At 64.0% G+C, this 16,610-nt stretch carries 5 protein-coding genes; 1 reads left to right on the top strand and 4 read right to left on the bottom strand.

All coding sequences use genetic code 11. The features are described from left to right. Positions 1-34: 34 nt before the first annotated feature. Positions 35-13,021 carry a non-ribosomal peptide synthetase gene (locus tag GN234_RS09425; protein ID WP_176688345.1) on the bottom strand — a complete coding sequence of 4,329 codons (12,987 nt, stop codon included), beginning with the start codon at positions 13,019-13,021 and terminating at the stop codon, positions 35-37. A gap of 282 nt (positions 13,022-13,303) precedes the next feature. Here GN234_RS09425 and GN234_RS09430 point away from each other — a divergent pair, with 282 nt between their 5' ends. Further along, positions 13,304-13,852, top strand: a complete 549-nt coding sequence (locus GN234_RS09430; protein WP_025212663.1) for an RNA polymerase factor sigma-70 — start codon at positions 13,304-13,306, stop codon at positions 13,850-13,852. A gap of 146 nt (positions 13,853-13,998) precedes the next feature. On the opposite strand, the gene GN234_RS09435 is transcribed toward GN234_RS09430, so the two are convergent. The 3 genes from GN234_RS09435 to GN234_RS09445 all read right to left on the bottom strand — a co-directional run bounded on the left by GN234_RS09435 (position 13,999) and on the right by GN234_RS09445 (position 16,601). Continuing rightward, positions 13,999-15,012 carry a GNAT family N-acetyltransferase gene (locus GN234_RS09435; protein WP_176688346.1) on the bottom strand — a complete coding sequence of 338 codons (1,014 nt, stop codon included), beginning with the start codon at positions 15,010-15,012 and terminating at the stop codon, positions 13,999-14,001. A 70-nt stretch (positions 15,013-15,082) separates the two neighbouring features. Beyond that, positions 15,083-15,859, bottom strand: coding sequence for a substrate-binding periplasmic protein (locus GN234_RS09440; protein WP_109751487.1), 777 nt, complete (start codon positions 15,857-15,859; stop codon positions 15,083-15,085). A gap of 115 nt (positions 15,860-15,974) precedes the next feature. Next, complete coding sequence (locus GN234_RS09445) at positions 15,975-16,601, bottom strand: TetR/AcrR family transcriptional regulator (protein ID WP_116831802.1); 627 nt, start codon at positions 16,599-16,601, stop codon at positions 15,975-15,977. Positions 16,602-16,610: the final 9 nt, after the last annotated feature.

A 16,610-nucleotide genomic window follows, 5' to 3' on the forward strand; every position in this document is an offset into this window, starting at 1 on the left:
TGCCCGCGATGAGGTCTTCATAGACGCCGCAAAACTACAATCCTTCCAATTGCGCCATCAAATCATTCAACCGATCCACCTTCTCCTCAGTGATCTCACTGGCCGCCAACCCATCGATGTACTCGGCCAGTTCCTGCACCGTGCTGCATTCGAACATCGCCCGCAGCGGCACGTTGCGTTGCAGGGCCTTTTGTACCCGCGAGGCGATTTGTGTCGCCAGCAAGGAATGACCGCCCAGCTCGAAGAAGTTGTCCCGCACCCCCACCCGCTCGACTTTCAGCACCTGGGCCCAGATGTCCGCCAGGGTCTGTTCCAACTCATTGCCGGGGGCTTGATAGTCCTGGCTTTGCAACTGGCCGATCTCCAGGGCTGGCAAGGCCTTGCGGTCGAGCTTGCCGTTGGCGTTGAGGGGCAGGCGATCGAGCCACAGCCAGTGCAGCGGCACCATGTATTCCGGCAGCTCGGTCCGCAGGCGCTGCTTGATACGCTCCAGGCGTTCGGCGGGCTTCAGCGCCGAGTCGGTGGCAACGAGGTAGCCCACCAGATGCTTGCCATTGGCGCCCTCCTGCACACCCACCGCCCCATCGCGCACTTCCGGCTGTTCATGCAAGCGCGCTTCGATTTCCCCCAGTTCGATGCGGTAGCCGCGGATTTTCACCTGATGGTCGATACGCCCGACGTACTCCAGAATCCCGTCGCTGCGCCGCCGCGCCAGGTCACCGGTGCGGTACAGCCGTTCTCCCGGCGCCCCGAACGGGTTCGGTACAAAGACCGGGGCGGTGCGCAACGGATCGCTGACATAACCGCGCCCTACCCCGGTGCCGGCCACGCATAACTCACCCACCGCGCCCAACGGCACCAGGTCCAGCGCGCCATCGAGCAGGTACAGGCGATTGTTGTCGGTGGGCGTGCCAATCGGCAGGTAAGTGCCACGGGTCGAGGCCAGGTCGACCCGGAAAAACGCCACGTCATCGGAGCATTCCGCCGGACCGTAGGCGTTGACCAGGCCAATGTCCGGGTAACGCAACAACCACTGATGGGCCAGTTCCGGCGGCATCGCTTCGCCGGTGGGCAACATCCAGCGCAGGCCATCCAGGCCGATGCGCTCCTGGGCGAGCATGCCCTGGATCAGCGACGGCACGCTTTCCAGCACGGTGATGCCTTGCTGCTGCACATGCTCGAGCAGCCCTTGCGGATCGTGGGCGATGGCGTTGGGCACAATGTCGACCCGGGCACCGAACAACGGCGCGGCCAGGAACTGCCACACGGAAATATCGAAGCTCTGGGACGCCGTCTGGGCGATCACGTCCGCCTCGCTCAGCGCCAGGTACGGCACTTTGCTGAGCTGGTTGTTGAGCATGCCCCGCTGTTCCACCATCACGCCTTTAGGCAGGCCGGTGGAGCCGGAGGTGTAGATCACGTAGGCGAGGTTGTCCGGCCCGCTACGGACGCCAGGGTTTTGTGGTGAAAAGTCGCCGGCCTGGACGGTTTCCCATACCAGCAACTTTGGCCGCCCGGCACAGGCGAACTCGTCCAGCAACGCCTCGGCCTGGGCCTGGCAGGCCTGAGTGCAGACCAACAACGGCGTGCGGCTCAGTTCGATGATGCGGCTCAGGCGCTGGCTCGGCAGCCCCGGATCCAGCGGCAGGTAGCCGGCACCGGCCTTGAAGCTGCCGATGATCATGCCCAGCAGGTCTGCATCCCGTTCAGCCAGCAGTGCCACCGGCTGATCCAGGCCGACGCCGACAGCGATCAAGGCGTGGCCGAGGCGGTTGCTGCGGGCATTCAACTCGGCGTAGCTGTAGCTCGCCTCCAGGCAGCTGACGGCGATGCGTTGCGGATGGGCGGCAACCCGGGCCTCGAACAGCTCGACGTAACTTTGCTCCAGCGGATAGGCATGCTCGCTCTGGTTGCAGCCGTCGATCAGGAAATCCTGTTCTTCGGCACCGATCAGCGGCAGCTCGGCCATGTCACCGTGCAAACCTTCCATCAGCGCCAGCAGCAAGCGCTTGAACTCGCCGAGCAAACCCTGGACGGTGGACTCATCGAAGTAGCGCTGGTCATACGAAAGGTGCAGCCCCAGGTCATCCCCCGGATAGCAGACCGCCGTCAGCGGGAAGTTGGTGTGGGTACGGCCCGAGTCGGAGGTGGCGTTGAGGCTTTGGGCGCGGTCCAGCACCGAGACTTCCACTGGGGCGTTCTCGAACACGAACAGGCTGTCGAACAGCGGCTGGCCCTTGGGCAGTTCGCTGACCTCCTGGATACTCACCAGCGGCAGGTATTCGTACTCGCGCAGTTGCATGTTGCTGTCCAGCAAAGTGCTGAGCCATTGGCGCACGCTGCACGGCTGATGGTCTTCAGGCATCCGCACCCGCAAGGCGATGCTGTTGATGAACAGCCCCACGGTGCGTTGCATCTGCGGCAGCTCCACCGGACGCCCGGCGACGGTGACGCCGAACAGTACGTCGCGATCACCGCTGACTCGCCGCAGCACCAACGCCCACGCCGCCTGGGCGAAGGTGTTGACCGTCAGTTGATGGGCCTGGGCCAGTTCCCGCAACCGCGCACCGTCCCGGGCATCGAGACGGGTGTAGCAGTCGCCGACGATCATGCCGCCGCTGTCACCGGCGTGCTCACGCAGGAACGGCCGGTCGCTGGGGATCGGGGTGGTCCGCTCGAAGCCTTGCAGGTTGTGCTTCCACCACTGCCGGGCTTCGGCCAGGCTCTGGTGTTGCAGCCAACCGATGTAGTCGCGATAGCGCGGCGGCACGGCCAACTGTGGTTCGCGGTTTTCACCCTGGGCGGTGTAGATCTCGAAGAAGTCGTCCATCAGCAGCGAACGGCACCAGGCATCGATCAGGATGTGATGGTTGCTCATCATGAACCAGTAGCGTGCCGCGTCGACCCGGATCAGCCGCAGGTGGAACGGCGCCTGGTTCAACAGATCGAAACCGGCCTCGCGCTCGTTCTTGAGCAGCGCCTGGAGCTTGGCTTCCTGGGCGTCTTCGGGCACTTGCGACCAGTCGAGATACTCCACCGGCGAGCTGCCAGGCTTGTGGATGATTTGCAGCATGTCTTCGCCGACGTTCCAGCAGAACGAGGCGCGCAAGGCTTCATGCCGGGCGATCACCGCCTGCCAGGCCCGGGCGAAACGCTGCGGGTCCAGTTCGCTGTTGATGCGGTAGCGGTCCTGCATGTAGTACAGGCCCGTGCCCGGCTCCAGCAAGGTGTGCAGGAGCATGCCTTCCTGCATCGGTGTCAGCGGGTAGACGTCTTCGATTTGCCCGGCCGGTACGGGCAGGCTGTCGAGCTGGCCCTGGGTCAGCTTCGCCAGGGGGAAGTCCGATGGCGTCAGACCGCCCGCCTCGTCCGTCAGGCAATGTTCGATCAGGCGTTGCAGCTCGTCGAGGTAGGCCTCGGCCAATGTGGCAATGACTTGTCGATCATGGCGCTCGGCACTGAAGGTCCAGCGCAGCACCAGCTCGCCACCGCTGACCTGGCTGTCGACGCTCAGTTCATTGGGCAGCGGCGCGGCGGGATCGTGGATCGCGCCCAACGGCGCATCCAGCGGCTGGAGCAGCGCAGCTTGACCCAGGGTCTGGTCGAGTTGGCCCAGGTAGTTGAAGGTGATCGCCGCTTGCGGCAGGCCGGCCATCGCTTCGCGAGTCGCCGCGTCCGCCAGATAGCGCAGCACACCATGGCCGAGGCCCTTGTGGGGCACTGCGCGCAGTTGCTCCTTGATGGCCTTGATCGAGGCACTCAAGCCTTCGGCCGCCGGACTCAGGCGCACGGGATAGACGCTGGTGAACCAACCCACGGTGCGGGTCAGGTCGATGTCGTCGAACAGAGCTTCACGGCCATGGCCTTCGAGCTGGACCAGGACCGATGCATGGCCGCTCCAATGGCACAGCACCCGGGCCAACGCGGTAAGCAGCAAGTCGTTGACCTGGGTACGATAGGCACTCGGCGCCTGTTGCAGCAGTTGCCGGGTACGCTCGGCGTCCAGGCGCACACTGACGGTTTGCGCGTGACGCTCCTGGAGCCCGCCGTCGGGATTCGCGCACGGCAGCGCCCCCTGCGCGCCACTCAACTGCGCTTGCCACCAACCCAGTTCCTCGCGCAGGGATTCGCTGCCGGCGTAGGCCTGCAAGCGCGCGGCCCAGTCCCGCAAGGGGCTGGTCTTGGCCGGCAACTGCGCCTCCCGCCCAGCGGTGAGCTGGCGATAAATGGTTTGCAGATCGTCCATCAGCACCCGCCACGACACGCCATCCACCACCAGGTGATGGATGACGATCAGCAACCGTTGCTGACCATCAGGGAGCTGCGCCAGCACTGCGCGCAGCAATGGCCCGGTCGATAGATTGAAACGGCTTTGCGTCTCGGCAAACAACGCTTCACAAGCCTGCACGGTGTCTACCGACAGGTGCTGCAACAGCGCAACGTCAGACAATGGTTGGTGCTCGGCGCGCCAGTGCCCGGCGGTTTCGCCGAAGCCCAGGCGCAAGGCATCGTGGTGCTGGAAGACAGTGCGCAGCGCCTGCTCCAGGAGTAGCGGCTCCAGGGCCGAGGTCGGTTCCAGCACCAGCGCCTGGTTCCAGTGATGCCGGTTGGGGATCTGGCGCTCGAAGAACCAGTGCTGGATCGGCGTCAACCCCGATTCACCCTGCAACAGGCCCTGCTCGGCGTGCACCTGCTGGCTGCGCGTGGCAACGGCGGCCAGGGTCTGTACGGTCTGGTGCTGGAACAAGTCCCGGGGCGTGAAATGAATGCCTTGCTGCCGGGCGCGGCTGACCACCTGGATGGACAGGATCGAATCGCCGCCCAGCTCGAAGAAGTTATCGTTGAGGCCCACCTGCCCCACGTTCAGCACCTCGCACCAGATCGCCGCCAGGGTCTGCTCCAGGGCGTTGCTCGGCGCCACGTAGTGTTGGCGATTGAGCTCAGGATCAGGCATTGGCAAGGCGCGGCGGTCAAGCTTGCCGTTGGCGGTCAGCGGCATGCTCGCCAGCAGGATCAGATGGGTGGGCACCATGTAGTCCGGCAACTGGGCCTTGAGGTGATTTTTCAACGCTTCGCGCAGGGCTGCTTGTTGCTCGCCATCCTGGCTGGCGATGTCGCTCACCAGGTAGCCGGCCAGTTGCTTGCCTCCGGGCGCGTCGAGGGCCAGTACCACGGCTTCGCGCACCGCCTCATGCTCCAGCAGGCGGCTTTCGATTTCCCCCAGTTCGATACGGAAACCACGGATTTTCACCTGATGGTCGATGCGTCCGAGGTATTCCACCAAGCCATCGGTACGCTGGCGCACCAGGTCGCCGGTGCGATAAAGGCGTCCGCCGGCGGTGGCGAACGGGTCGGCAACGAAGCGCTCGGCAGTCATGCCCGGACGCTGGTGATAACCCTGGGCCAGACCGGCGCCGCCCACATACAACTCACCCGTGGCGCCTGGCGGTACCAACGCCAGGTCGGCGTCGAGGATGTACGCCACCCGGGCGCCAATCACGCTGCCAATCGGCACACTGGCCGCGCCCTCTTCCAGTTGCTCCGGGGCCAGGCTCGCCAGTGGCATGACCACGGTTTCGGTCGGGCCATAGGCATTGAAGAACTGACTCGGGCTGAATGCCGCGCGAATGCGTTGCAAATGCTCACCGGTCAGGGCCTCGCCACCGGTGATGCACATGCGCACCGGCAGGGTTTGCCCTTGGGTCGCCAACCATTGCGCCAACTGGCTGCCGTAGCTGGGGGTAAAACCGAGGATGTTGACGCGATGCTGGCGAATCAGCCCGCAGATTTCCTCGGCGTCCCATTGGCCTTGGGCCCGCAGCACCACCTGGGCACCAGTGAGCAGCGGCACCAGCAGGCGCTCGGTGGCGGCGTCGAAGTTGATGGAATAAAAATGCAGCTCGCAATCGTCCGGGCGCATGCCGAAACGCTGGATCACTGCCTGGCAATGCATGGCGATTTCACCGTGGGACACCACCACGCCCTTGGGCTTGCCGGTGGAACCGGAGGTGTAAATCAGGTACGCCTGGTGCTGCGGCAGATTGATCAATGGCAACGGGTGATCCGGGTATTGGGCCAGGGCAGCCGAATCATCTTCCAGGCACCAGCAGCCCACACCTTCGGGCAACGCACCGAGGGCCTGGAACATCGCCCGGTCACTGAGCAGCAAGCCGACGCCGCTGTCCTCGATCATGTAGCCCAAGCGGTCCAGCGGATATTCCGGGTCCAGCGGCACATAGGCGCCGCCGGCCTTGAGGATCGCCAACAGGCCGATGACCATTTCCAGCGAGCGCTCCAGGGCCAGGCCGACCCGCACCTGCGGCCCGACGCCTCGCTCACGCAGCATCCAGGCCAGGCGATTGGCGCGGCTGTTCAGTTGCCCATACGTCAGGGTCTGTCCGGCGAAGGTCAGGGCCGGCGCGTCAGGTCGAGCCTTGGCCTGTTCGTCGAACAGTGGGTGAATGCATTGATCCAGGCGATGCGCACCGGGCTCGACACCCAGGCTATCGAGCATCCGTTGCTGTTCGCCAGCGTCCAGCAATGGCAGCTCGCTCAGTCGTCGGCTTGGATCGACCAGCAAGGCTTCCAACAGATTGCGCCAGTGCCCGGCCATGCGCGCGATGCGCGGTTCGTCGAACAGGTCGGTGCTGTAGGTCAGACAGCAGCCCAGGCGCTGGTCGAGGTCGGTGACTTCAAGGTTGAGGTCGAACTTGGTCGCGCGGGCGTCGTTGACCAGGTATTCAACCGTCATGCCGGCCAGCGTGCGGCTCTGCTGAAACTCCCAGCGCTGCACGTTGCACATCACTTGGAACAGCGGGTTATAGGCGGCGCTGCGCGGTGGTTGCAGGGCTTCCACCAGATGATCGAAGGGCAAATCCTGATGGGACTGGCCTTCGATGACGGTGTGGCGCACTTGTTCGAACAGTTCGCCCACCGACATCTGTCCGTCGAGCTGGCAACGCAACACCTGGGTGTTGAGGAACGCCCCGATCAGCCCTTCGCTTTCCGGGCGGATACGGTTGGCCACCGGCGCGCCGATGCGCAGGTCGGTCTGGCCGCTGTAGCGATAGAGCAGCACGGCCAGGGCGGCGGTCATGGTCATGAACAGGGTCAGGCCCTGTTGCGCGTTGAAGGCGCGGACCCGCACGGCCAGGTCATCGCTGAGGTCGAAACGGAACAGTTCGCCGCGGTGGCTTTGCACCGGCGGGCGCGGGCGGTCGCCGGGCAGCTCCAGCAACGGATGTTCGCGGCCCAGTTGCGCGGTCCAGTAGTCCAGCTGCCGCTGGCGCTCGCCCGATTCCAGCCACTGGCGCTGCCAGACGCTGTAGTCCAGGTACTGCACCGGCAAGGGTTCCAGCGGCGACTCACGGTCGTCGATGAAGGCCTCGTACAGCGCGCTCAACTCACGAGCGAAAATGTCCATCGCCCAGCCTTCGGTGACGATGTGATGCAGCGTCAGCACAAAGTAATGCTCATGCTCGGCGGTCTTGACCAGGCAGGCTCGCAGCAGCGGCCCGGTTTCCAGGTCGAAGGGCTTGTGAGCCTCGCTACCGGCCAATTGCTGGACCCGCTGTTCGCGGATGTCAGCAGCCAGCATCGAGAAATCCTTCCAGTCCATGCGCAGGCCTGTCTCGCTGTGCACCTGCTGGCGGGCCACGCCGTCGACGCTCGGGAACGTGGTGCGCAGGGTCTCGTGGCGCAGGATCAACGCCTGCAACGCGGCCTCGAAACGCCCGACATCCAGCACCCCGCGCAAGCGCGCCATGCCACCGACGTTGTAGGCCGGGCTGTCGGGCTCCAGCTGCCAGAGGAACCACATGCGCTGCTGGGAATACGACAGCGGCACCGGTTGGCTGCGGTCGACCATCTCGATGGGCGGCTGACGGTTGGTCTGGCCACTGGCCTGGATCAAGCGCACCTGTTCGGCGAACGCCCCCAGTTCACTGGCCTCGAACAGCGCCCGCAACGGCAGCTCGACATCACAGGCCTGGCGGGTACGGGAAATGATCTGGGTCGCCAGCAGCGAATGGCCGCCGAGGGCAAAGAAATCGTCCCGCAGGCCGATACGCTCCAACCCCAGCACGTCGCGCCAGATGCCGGCGATTTGCTGCTCCAGGGCGCTGGCCGGCTCGACGTGTTCGCGCACCTGCCACTGCGGCACGGGCAAGGCGCTGCGGTCGAGCTTGCCGCTCGGGCTCAGGGGCATGGCGTCCAGGCGCAGCAGTTGGGCGGGCACCATGTAATCCGGCAGTTCGGCGGCCAGGGCGGTCTTGAGCCGGCGGTTCAACTCGTCCTGGTCTTGAGCGACCTCCGGGGCGGTGTAGTAGCCGATCAACTGCGGGCCGGCCGAGGTGGCGCGCACCAGCACCGCCACTTGGGCGACGCCGTCCTGGGCCAGCAGGCGCGCTTCGATTTCCTGCGGTTCGACCCGGAAGCCGCGCAGCTTGACCTGCTGGTCGAGACGGCCGAGGTATTCGATCACGCCGTCGGCATTCCAGCGTGCCCGGTCACCGGTCCGGTACAACCGTGCACCGGCCAGCCCCAATGGGTCGACGACGAAACGCTCGGCACTCAGGCCAGGACGGCCGAGATAACCCCGAGCCAGGCCCAGGCCGCCGATGCACAGCTCCCCGGGCACACCGATGGGAACGAGATTGAGGTCGCTGTCGAGTACCCTGCACAGCACGTTGCCCAGGGGCCGGCCGATTGGCGAGCGCTCGCCATCGGCTTCGGTGCAATGCCAATGGGTGACGTTGATCGCGGTTTCGGTCGGGCCATAGCGGTTGTGCAGCTCTGCCAACGGCAGTTGCGCCAACACCCGGTTGCGCAACTCGGCCGGCAAGGCTTCGCCGCCAGAGAACACCCGGCGCAGGCTGGTGCAGCGGGCGCTCAGCGGTTCATCGACAAACAGGTTGAGCAACGGCGGCACGAAGTGCAGCGTGGTGACGCCAAACTGCTGGACCAACTGGGCGATGCGGTGCGGGTCACGGTGTTCGCCAGGGCCGGCCAGTACCAGTTGGCTGCCGGTGATCAGTGGCCAGAAGCACTCCCATACCGACACGTCGAAGCTGATGGGGGCCTTTTGCATCAGCACGTCGGTTTCATCCAGCGCGTAAGTGGCCTGCATCCATTGCAGGCGCTCGGCCAGGGCGGCGTGGGTGTTGCCGACGCCCTTGGGTTGGCCGGTGGAGCCGGAGGTGTAGATCACGTAGGCCAGGTGATCGCCGTGCAAGTGCAGGCCCGGCGGATTGCTCGGCCATTGCTCCAGGTGCAGGGCGTCCATGGCGATGACACTGACGCCCTCGCAGGCCGGCAAGCGTTCGAGCAACGCGGTTTGCGTCAGCAGCAGATCGACACCGCTGTCGGCCAGCATGTAGGCCAGGCGCTCGGCCGGATAGTCGGCATCCAACGGTACGTAGGCACCACCGGCCTTGATGATCGCCAGCACACCGATAAGCAGTTGCGGCGAGCGCTCGGCGGCAATCGCCACACACACGTCCGGGCCAACGCCCTTGTCCCGCAGGTAATGAGCCAGGCGATTGGCCTGGGCATGCAGCTCGGCATACTCGAGTTGACCACCGTCCCAGCGCAGGGCGAGCCGTTGCGGCGTGCAGCGGGCCTGCTCGTTCAACAGCTCCGGCAGCCATTGGCTGGCCGGCACGCACGGAGCCGCGCCCCACTGACGCTGTTGGCTGTGTTCATCGGCGGTCAATAACGGCACGTCGCCGATCGCTTGTTGCGGATCCGCGCAGACTGCCCGCAACAGGTTGCAGTAATGCACCGCCAGCCGCTCGATGGTCGCCGCCTCGAACAGTTCATCGGCGTAGTCGAACGACAGCGTCAACCGGCCATTGCGATCTTCTTCGCTGTGCAGTTGCAGGTCGAACTTGGCTTCGCGGCTGTGCCACGGCAACTCCTCGGCCAGCAACCCCGGCAGGCGCCGCAACGCCCCCAGGTCACGTTGCTGGTGGTTGAACATCACCTGGAACAGGCCTTGCTCGCGCGCCTGGGGAAACGCTTCGAGTAGTTGTTCGAACGGCAGGTCCTGGTGGGCCTGGGCACCGAGCGTGGCTTCCCGGGCCTGGGCCAGCAGCGCAGCGAACGGCTGACGCGAATCGACCTGCCCGCGCAGGACCTGGGTGTTGATGAAGAAGCCAATCAACCCCTGGGTCTCCAGGCGCGGACGGTTGGCGTTGGGCACACCGATGCGAACGTCGGATTGCCCGGTGTAACGCTGCAACAGCGCCTGGAAGGCTGCCAGCAACAGCATGAACGGGGTTGCGTCATGGGCTTGGGCCACTTGGCGCAGGGCATCACCGAGACCTTTATCCAGACGCAGGCTATGGCGTGCGGCGCTGCGCTGGTGTTGCGCGCTACGGGGATGATCCGTGCTCAGCGCCAGGGCCGGATGTTCGTCGCCCAGTTGTTGCTTCCAGTACGTCAGCTGACGCTCGGCCTCCCCTTGGGCCAGCCACTGGCGCTGCCAACTGCCGTAGTCGGCGTATTGCAAAGGCAACGGCGCCAGCCCGGCGACCTGGCCTTGGGATGCAGCGGCGTACAACCGGGAGAACTCTTCGATCAACACATTCATCGACCAGCCATCGGCGATGATGTGGTGCAGCGTCACCAACAACTGATGGTCATCCTCGTCGCGGCGCAACAGGGTGACGCGCAGCAGCGGCCCCTTCTCCAGATCGAACGGCATGGCCGCTTCGTCTTCTCGAATCTGCTGCGCCCGGGTTTCACGCACGTCGTCAGGCAGGTCGCCGAGGTCGATTACATGCAGCTTGAATTCGCCCGCCGGATCGACCTGTTGCAGGGCCACGCCGTCACGTTCCAGGAAGCGCGTGCGCAAGGACTCATGACGCTCGATCAGTTGCTGGAAGCTGGCGCGCAGCGCGTCTTCGTCCAGTTCGCCGCGCAGGTGCAAGGCGCCGGGAATGTTGTAGGCGAGGCTCGTCGGATCAAGCTGCCAGGTGATCCACAAACGGTTCTGCGCCAGGGATTGTGGCAGTGGCGCATGGCGCGGCAACGCACTGATCGCGCCCAGGGCCTGGCCACCGCCCTGTTGCAGGTTTGCCACCGCCGCCGTGAACGCGGCCAGGGTTGGGGCTTCGAACAGCAGGCGCAAATTGAGCGTCAGCCCCAAGGTTTCGCTCAGGCGTGCGATCACCTGGGTGGCGGCGATGGAGTTACCGCCCAGCAGGAAAAAATGGTCGTCAGCCTGGACTCGCTCGACCTGCAATTGCTCGCGCCAGACCTGGCCGATGAGGATTTGCAACTCGGATGACGGCGCAGGTTCATCAGCCACATCCACTTCGGCTGACGGAAACTGTGCATAACTGTCCAAGCTGCCGTCGGCCCATCGGGTGCGGCAGGCCGAGCGCTGCAACTTGCCGCTGGAAGTCTTGGGCAATGCGCCGGGATTGAGCAGCAGCACCACGCTCGGGGCTTGCTGGCAGGCCTCGGACACGGCCTGGCGAATGGCTTTGATCAAGGCTTCCGGCGGCAGGATTTTCTGCACGCTGCGGCTGATTTCCGCAGCGATGCCGATGCCTTCCTCGCCATTGTCGTTGACCGCGAACGCCGCCACCCGGCCCTTGCGCACCACCTCCACTTCGCGCTCGATGGTTTGCTCGATGTCTTGGGGATAGAGGTTATGCCCTCGCACGATCAGCAGGTCTTTCAGGCGACCGGTGATGAACAGCTCGCCGTCGCGCAGGAAGCCCAGGTCGCCGGTGCGCAGCCAGGTCCGACCGTCGTGCTGGACAAAGGTCTTGGCGCTGGCTTCGGGGTTGCGCCAATAGCCCAGGGCAATGCTCGGGCCGGCGGCCCAGACTTCACCGACCTGATTGTCGGCCAGCGGCTGCAACGTGGCCGGCTCAACGATCAGCACCGAATGCCCGGGCTGGCTGACACCACAACTCATCACCGCACTGCCCTGCCCCGGCTCGGCACGGTTTTGCGCCAAGGCCGCGTCATCCACCCGCAGCGAAGGAATGCCCTGGCGACGTGGCGTGCCGGCGACGAACAAGGTCGCTTCGGCCAGGCCGTAGGAAGCCATGAAATTGTCCGGCGTGAAGCCGCACGGGGCGAACTTCTCGGCAAAACGCTCCAGTGTGTCGAGGCGGATCGGCTCGGAGCCGGAATAGGCCACGCGCCAGCCGCTCAGGTCCAGACGCTGGAGGGCCGAGTCACTGACTCGTTCGCTGCACAATCGATAGGCGAAGTCCGGTCCGCCGCTGATGGTGCCACCGTATTCGCTGATCGCTTCGAGCCAGCGCAGGGGCCGGGCCAGGAAGTAGGCCGGCGACATCAATACGCATGGGACGCCGCTGAACACCGGCTGCAACAAGCCGCCGATCAAGCCCATGTCGTGGTACAGCGGCAGCCAACTGACGATGACGTCCTCGGGATTCAGGTCGATACCAAAGCCATGGCGGATCAGCGATTCGTTGGCCACCAGGTTGCCGTGGCTGACCTGCACCCCCTTGGGCAATGCGGTGGAGCCGGAGGTGTATTGCAAAAAGGCAATGTCATCGTCCTGCAGCACCGGCATCCGCCAGTGCCCGGCACGGGCCGGGTCGAGGGTATCGACGCACAACACCGGCGGCGCCGCTTCGATGGCTTGCAACGGCTCGCGCAGATCGCTGCTGGTGAGCAACAGGCGCGGTTCGGCGTCTTGGATGATCGACAGCAAGCGCTCCTGATGATGGCGACGGGCGGACTCCGGTGGATAGGCCGGCACCGCAATCACCCCGGCATAGAGGCAGCCGAAGAATGCCGCGACGTAATCCGGGCCGCTGGGGAACAGCAGCACGGCGCGATCGCCCAGCGCCGCTTCGGCTTGCAAGGCGGCGGCGATGGTTCGGGCACGCAGGTCCAGGTCGCGATAACTCAACACCACACCCTGCCCGGGGGTGTCGGCGAGGAAGCGCAGGGCCACCCGGTCCGGCGTCAACGCGGCGCGGCGCTGGAGGGCATGAGCCAGGGTGCTGGGGAGTTCGAACGCGTCGGTCATGGGGGTTTCCTGCCTGAATTCGGCTTGCAAGTTGTCACCCATGGGAACGGATAGCGCCGGCAAATAATTAGTCGGGGCGCCCTCTCACCGAAGCCTGCGGCGCAGCAGCCAACCGCCATGCGCCGCGGCAATGGGTCGCGGCACCGAGGCTGGACTTTATTGCATCAATAATTCTTCTTCTCAATTGACAATCATTATCATTAAGCCTAATTTGGCCGTCGATGTGTAGGACGGGTCCGGCATCCGGCCGTCCTGCTAACTTTTTGCAGCAAGGTGAATTCCATGACGGAACAAGTATCCACAAGCAGGTGCGACTCACCGTTACTCCAGGCATTCGTCGATAATCGAATGATTCTGGTCAAGATCGCGGCGCGCATTACCGGCTGCCGGTCCCGCGCGGAAGATGTAGTGCAGGACGCGTTTTTCCGGCTGCAATCGGCGCCCCAGATCACCTCCTCGTTCAAGGCACAGCTCAGCTACCTGTTCCAGATCGTGCGTAACCTGGCGATCGATCACTACCGCAAGCAGGCGCTGGAACAGAAATACTCGGGGCCGGAAGAGGAAGGGTTGAACGTGGTGATCCAGGGTGCTTCGCCAGAAACCTCCCACATCAACTTCTCCACCCTGGAGCACATCGCTGACGCGCTGACCGAACTGCCCAGCCGCACCCGCTATGCCTTCGAGATGTACCGCCTGCACGGCGTGCCACAGAAGGACATCGCCAAGGAACTGGGCGTCTCGCCGACCCTGGTGAACTTCATGATCCGCGATGCCCTGGTGCATTGCCGCAAGGTGTCGGGGGTTCGGGGGGATACCTTCGCCCGGCGGTAATGCGGGCAGCAGTTCCGGCCCCATCGCGGGCAAGCCTTGCTCCCACAGGTTACCTGTTCACAAAAAGGTGCCTGATAGAGCTCCTGTGGGAGCAAGGCTTGCCCGCGATAGCGTCCTGACGGCCGCCACTTGTGCCGAGCTGAACCTCACATCAACCCACACCGATCAAAAAACCGCTCACGCCCCAGGATCATCAGCGCCGCGCGCTTGTGGGGAAAATCGAATTCCTTTTCACAATGGAAACACTGGTTGTCCAGGTGCCCAATCATCCTGGCATTGTCGGCCCGGGGCTCGGCCACCACGCGCTGGGTGCGCGGGTCGTCCAGGAACAGGTAATGCACCAGCGCCGACAGCCAACTCGCCACCTTGTGCGGCCCCCGGTGTTGCTCTTCGCCCACCAGCATGTGGATACCGCGGTCATAGTTCCCGGCGTCATAGAACGGCGCGATGCGGTCTTCCTTGGCCCAATAGGCTTCGAAATAAGCGAACGGTTGATCATCGAAACAACCGATCAGGGTCAAGACCCGGGGATCGGCCTGCAATTTGCCCAGGTACTCGCGATGCTGTTCCAGGCTGCCCTCCTCCTGCCAGAAGCTCGCCACCCGAGGGCTGTTTTGCCAGCGGTTGAAACGCTCCAGGTCCTGCTCGATTTCCAAGGTACGCAAGGACACCCAGGCCCCCAGGCGTGCATCAAAACGCCGATACACCTCGCCACGCGGCTTCATGGGCCGGCGTGGATGACGCTGGCCATCGGTGATGATCATGTGCTGTGGGTAACTGCCGTTGAACGATTCCCCCAGCCAGGGCTGCGGCAGTTGCCAGAACATCGTGCGCTCGCAAATGTATTCACCGGCGCGCTCGGTGCCCGTCAACAAACCGCTCAGCAAGGCTTCGCCAGGACGCTCGTCGAGGTGCCAGGTCAGGCGCTGGCAGTCGGGATCGCGAGCAAACAGCCAATAGCAGGCCGCCCACAGCGCCGGGCCTACCGGGCGGTCATGGATTTCCTGCAAGTGCACATGCAACTGCGGGCCACGCACAAGGCGCAGCCGGATCAGCGGCGCACCTTCGAGCATCAGGCTCAGGTGGCGTTCGGTTTCATCGGCGCCGAGACGACGACCGCCAGGCAAGGGCAGCGTCGTCGGCTGATTGAGGTTGGACATGGAAGGGGCTCGCGTATTCGTCGGTAGTCAACGTGGGACGTGAGCCGGGAAGGGAAATTTAGTGTCACCTTCAATGGGAGTGCGCGGGCACCAGATGAATCTGGTAGGGCTGGAAAATTTTCAGCAACTGACCGTCATCCCGCAGCTTTTGCAGCAACTGTGCAAACGCCTCACTGGAGATGGGCGCCTGCGGTCGGATCAGCGCGTAATGGTGGTAAATCTGATCGATACGTTCCGATACCAGCAATTGCGGGCCGACTTCAGGATTGCGCAACACGTAATCGTTGAGGTACGAACGGGTCACCAGGGCGATATCCGCGCGCCCTCGCAACACCATCAACAAGTTGCTGTCGTGGGAATAGGTCAGCGTGGCGTTGTATTGGCCAGCGAGGAACTTGGGGTCGGCGTTGAACTGGGCGAAGGCGTAGTGATAGCCGCTGAACAGGGCCAGGCGCTTGCCCCTGAGGTCTTCGAAATAACTTTGCTGGCGATCCGCCTGGCGCTGGGAGACGAAGACTTCCGCATCTTCCAGGCCCATGTCTACCGAGGTATGCGGCACATCCTGCCAACCCCATTCGGGGTTTTCGAAAATCGCCATGTCGACCCGGCCCTGCTTGAAATCATTGAACCGGCGCGGGATCGACGTCGGCACCAGCACGAACTGATAGTCGGTTTGCGACTGGTTCAAGGCCTCCACCATTTGCGGCAACAGGCCCGTGTCGGCGCCGTTCTCGGGACGAACGGTATAAGGCGGAAAATGTGCCGCGCCGATCCGCACCAGTTGCGCCGCCTCGATGGGCAACGCCAGGAAAACGGCCAGAGCAGCCAGCAGCAAACGCGAGGTCATCCCCATCGATGAAAACGTCAAGATAACCCACTCCCCAAAAGTCCCCATCAATACAATCAAGCTAGGCGGTTTCAGCCACTTAGCCAGCCACACGATCGTTTAAGGCACTGTTCGACTATTGTTTTTCTTCAAGCACCAGGATCAAGGCTTGCTCGGCCAGCTCATCGAGGCTCAGGCTGCCTTCGGTGCGAAACCAGGTGGTGGTCCAGGATAGCGCTCCCGTGAGGAACCGCCGGGTAATGAACACGTCCCCGCGAATATACCCGGCCTCCTTGGCCTGGCCCAGGACCTCGAGCCACAAGTCTTCATAAATATCACGCAGGGCCAACACCTGCCGTTGCCCTTGCTCCGATAGCGAACGCCATTCATAGACCAGCACCGCCATGGCCTCGCCGGTGCCGCCCATGATCGACTGCAATTCGCAGCGGATCAGCGCCAGTACCCGCTCGCGCACGCTATCGGCCTCGGCCAGGGCGGCGCGCATCAAGGCGGTGTTGTAGCGGATGGTTTCTTCCATCACCGCCCGCAGGATCTCATCCTTGCTCTTGAAATGGTGAAAGATGCTGCCCGATTGAATGCCCACGGCACTGGCCAGGTCACGCACCGTGGTGCGCTCGAAGCCTTTGTTGCGAAACAGGTGGGCGGCGGTCTGGAGCAGTTTGCCGCGAGCACTGTCCGGGTCGGTCAGTTGCCCGTTGTCGACCAGCTCACGCATCACGCCCAGGGCTTTTTGCTCGTCCACCCATTCTCT

Origin of the sequence: Pseudomonas bijieensis, from assembly GCF_013347965.1 — a bacterium.
GTDB classification, from domain to species: domain Bacteria; phylum Pseudomonadota; class Gammaproteobacteria; order Pseudomonadales; family Pseudomonadaceae; genus Aquipseudomonas; species Aquipseudomonas bijieensis.

Excerpts from the sequence above, each read along its gene's own strand:
- GN234_RS09440 (WP_109751487.1), bottom strand. The coding sequence starts at position 15,859 with ATGACCTCGCGTTTGCTGCTGGCTGCTCTGGCCGTTTTCCTGGCGTTG.
- GN234_RS09425 (WP_176688345.1), bottom strand. The coding sequence starts at position 13,021 with ATGACCGACGCGTTCGAACTCCCCAGCACCCTGGCTCATGCCCTCCAG.
- GN234_RS09430 (WP_025212663.1), top strand. The coding sequence starts at position 13,304 with ATGACGGAACAAGTATCCACAAGCAGGTGCGACTCACCGTTACTCCAG.
- GN234_RS09435 (WP_176688346.1), bottom strand. The coding sequence starts at position 15,012 with ATGTCCAACCTCAATCAGCCGACGACGCTGCCCTTGCCTGGCGGTCGT.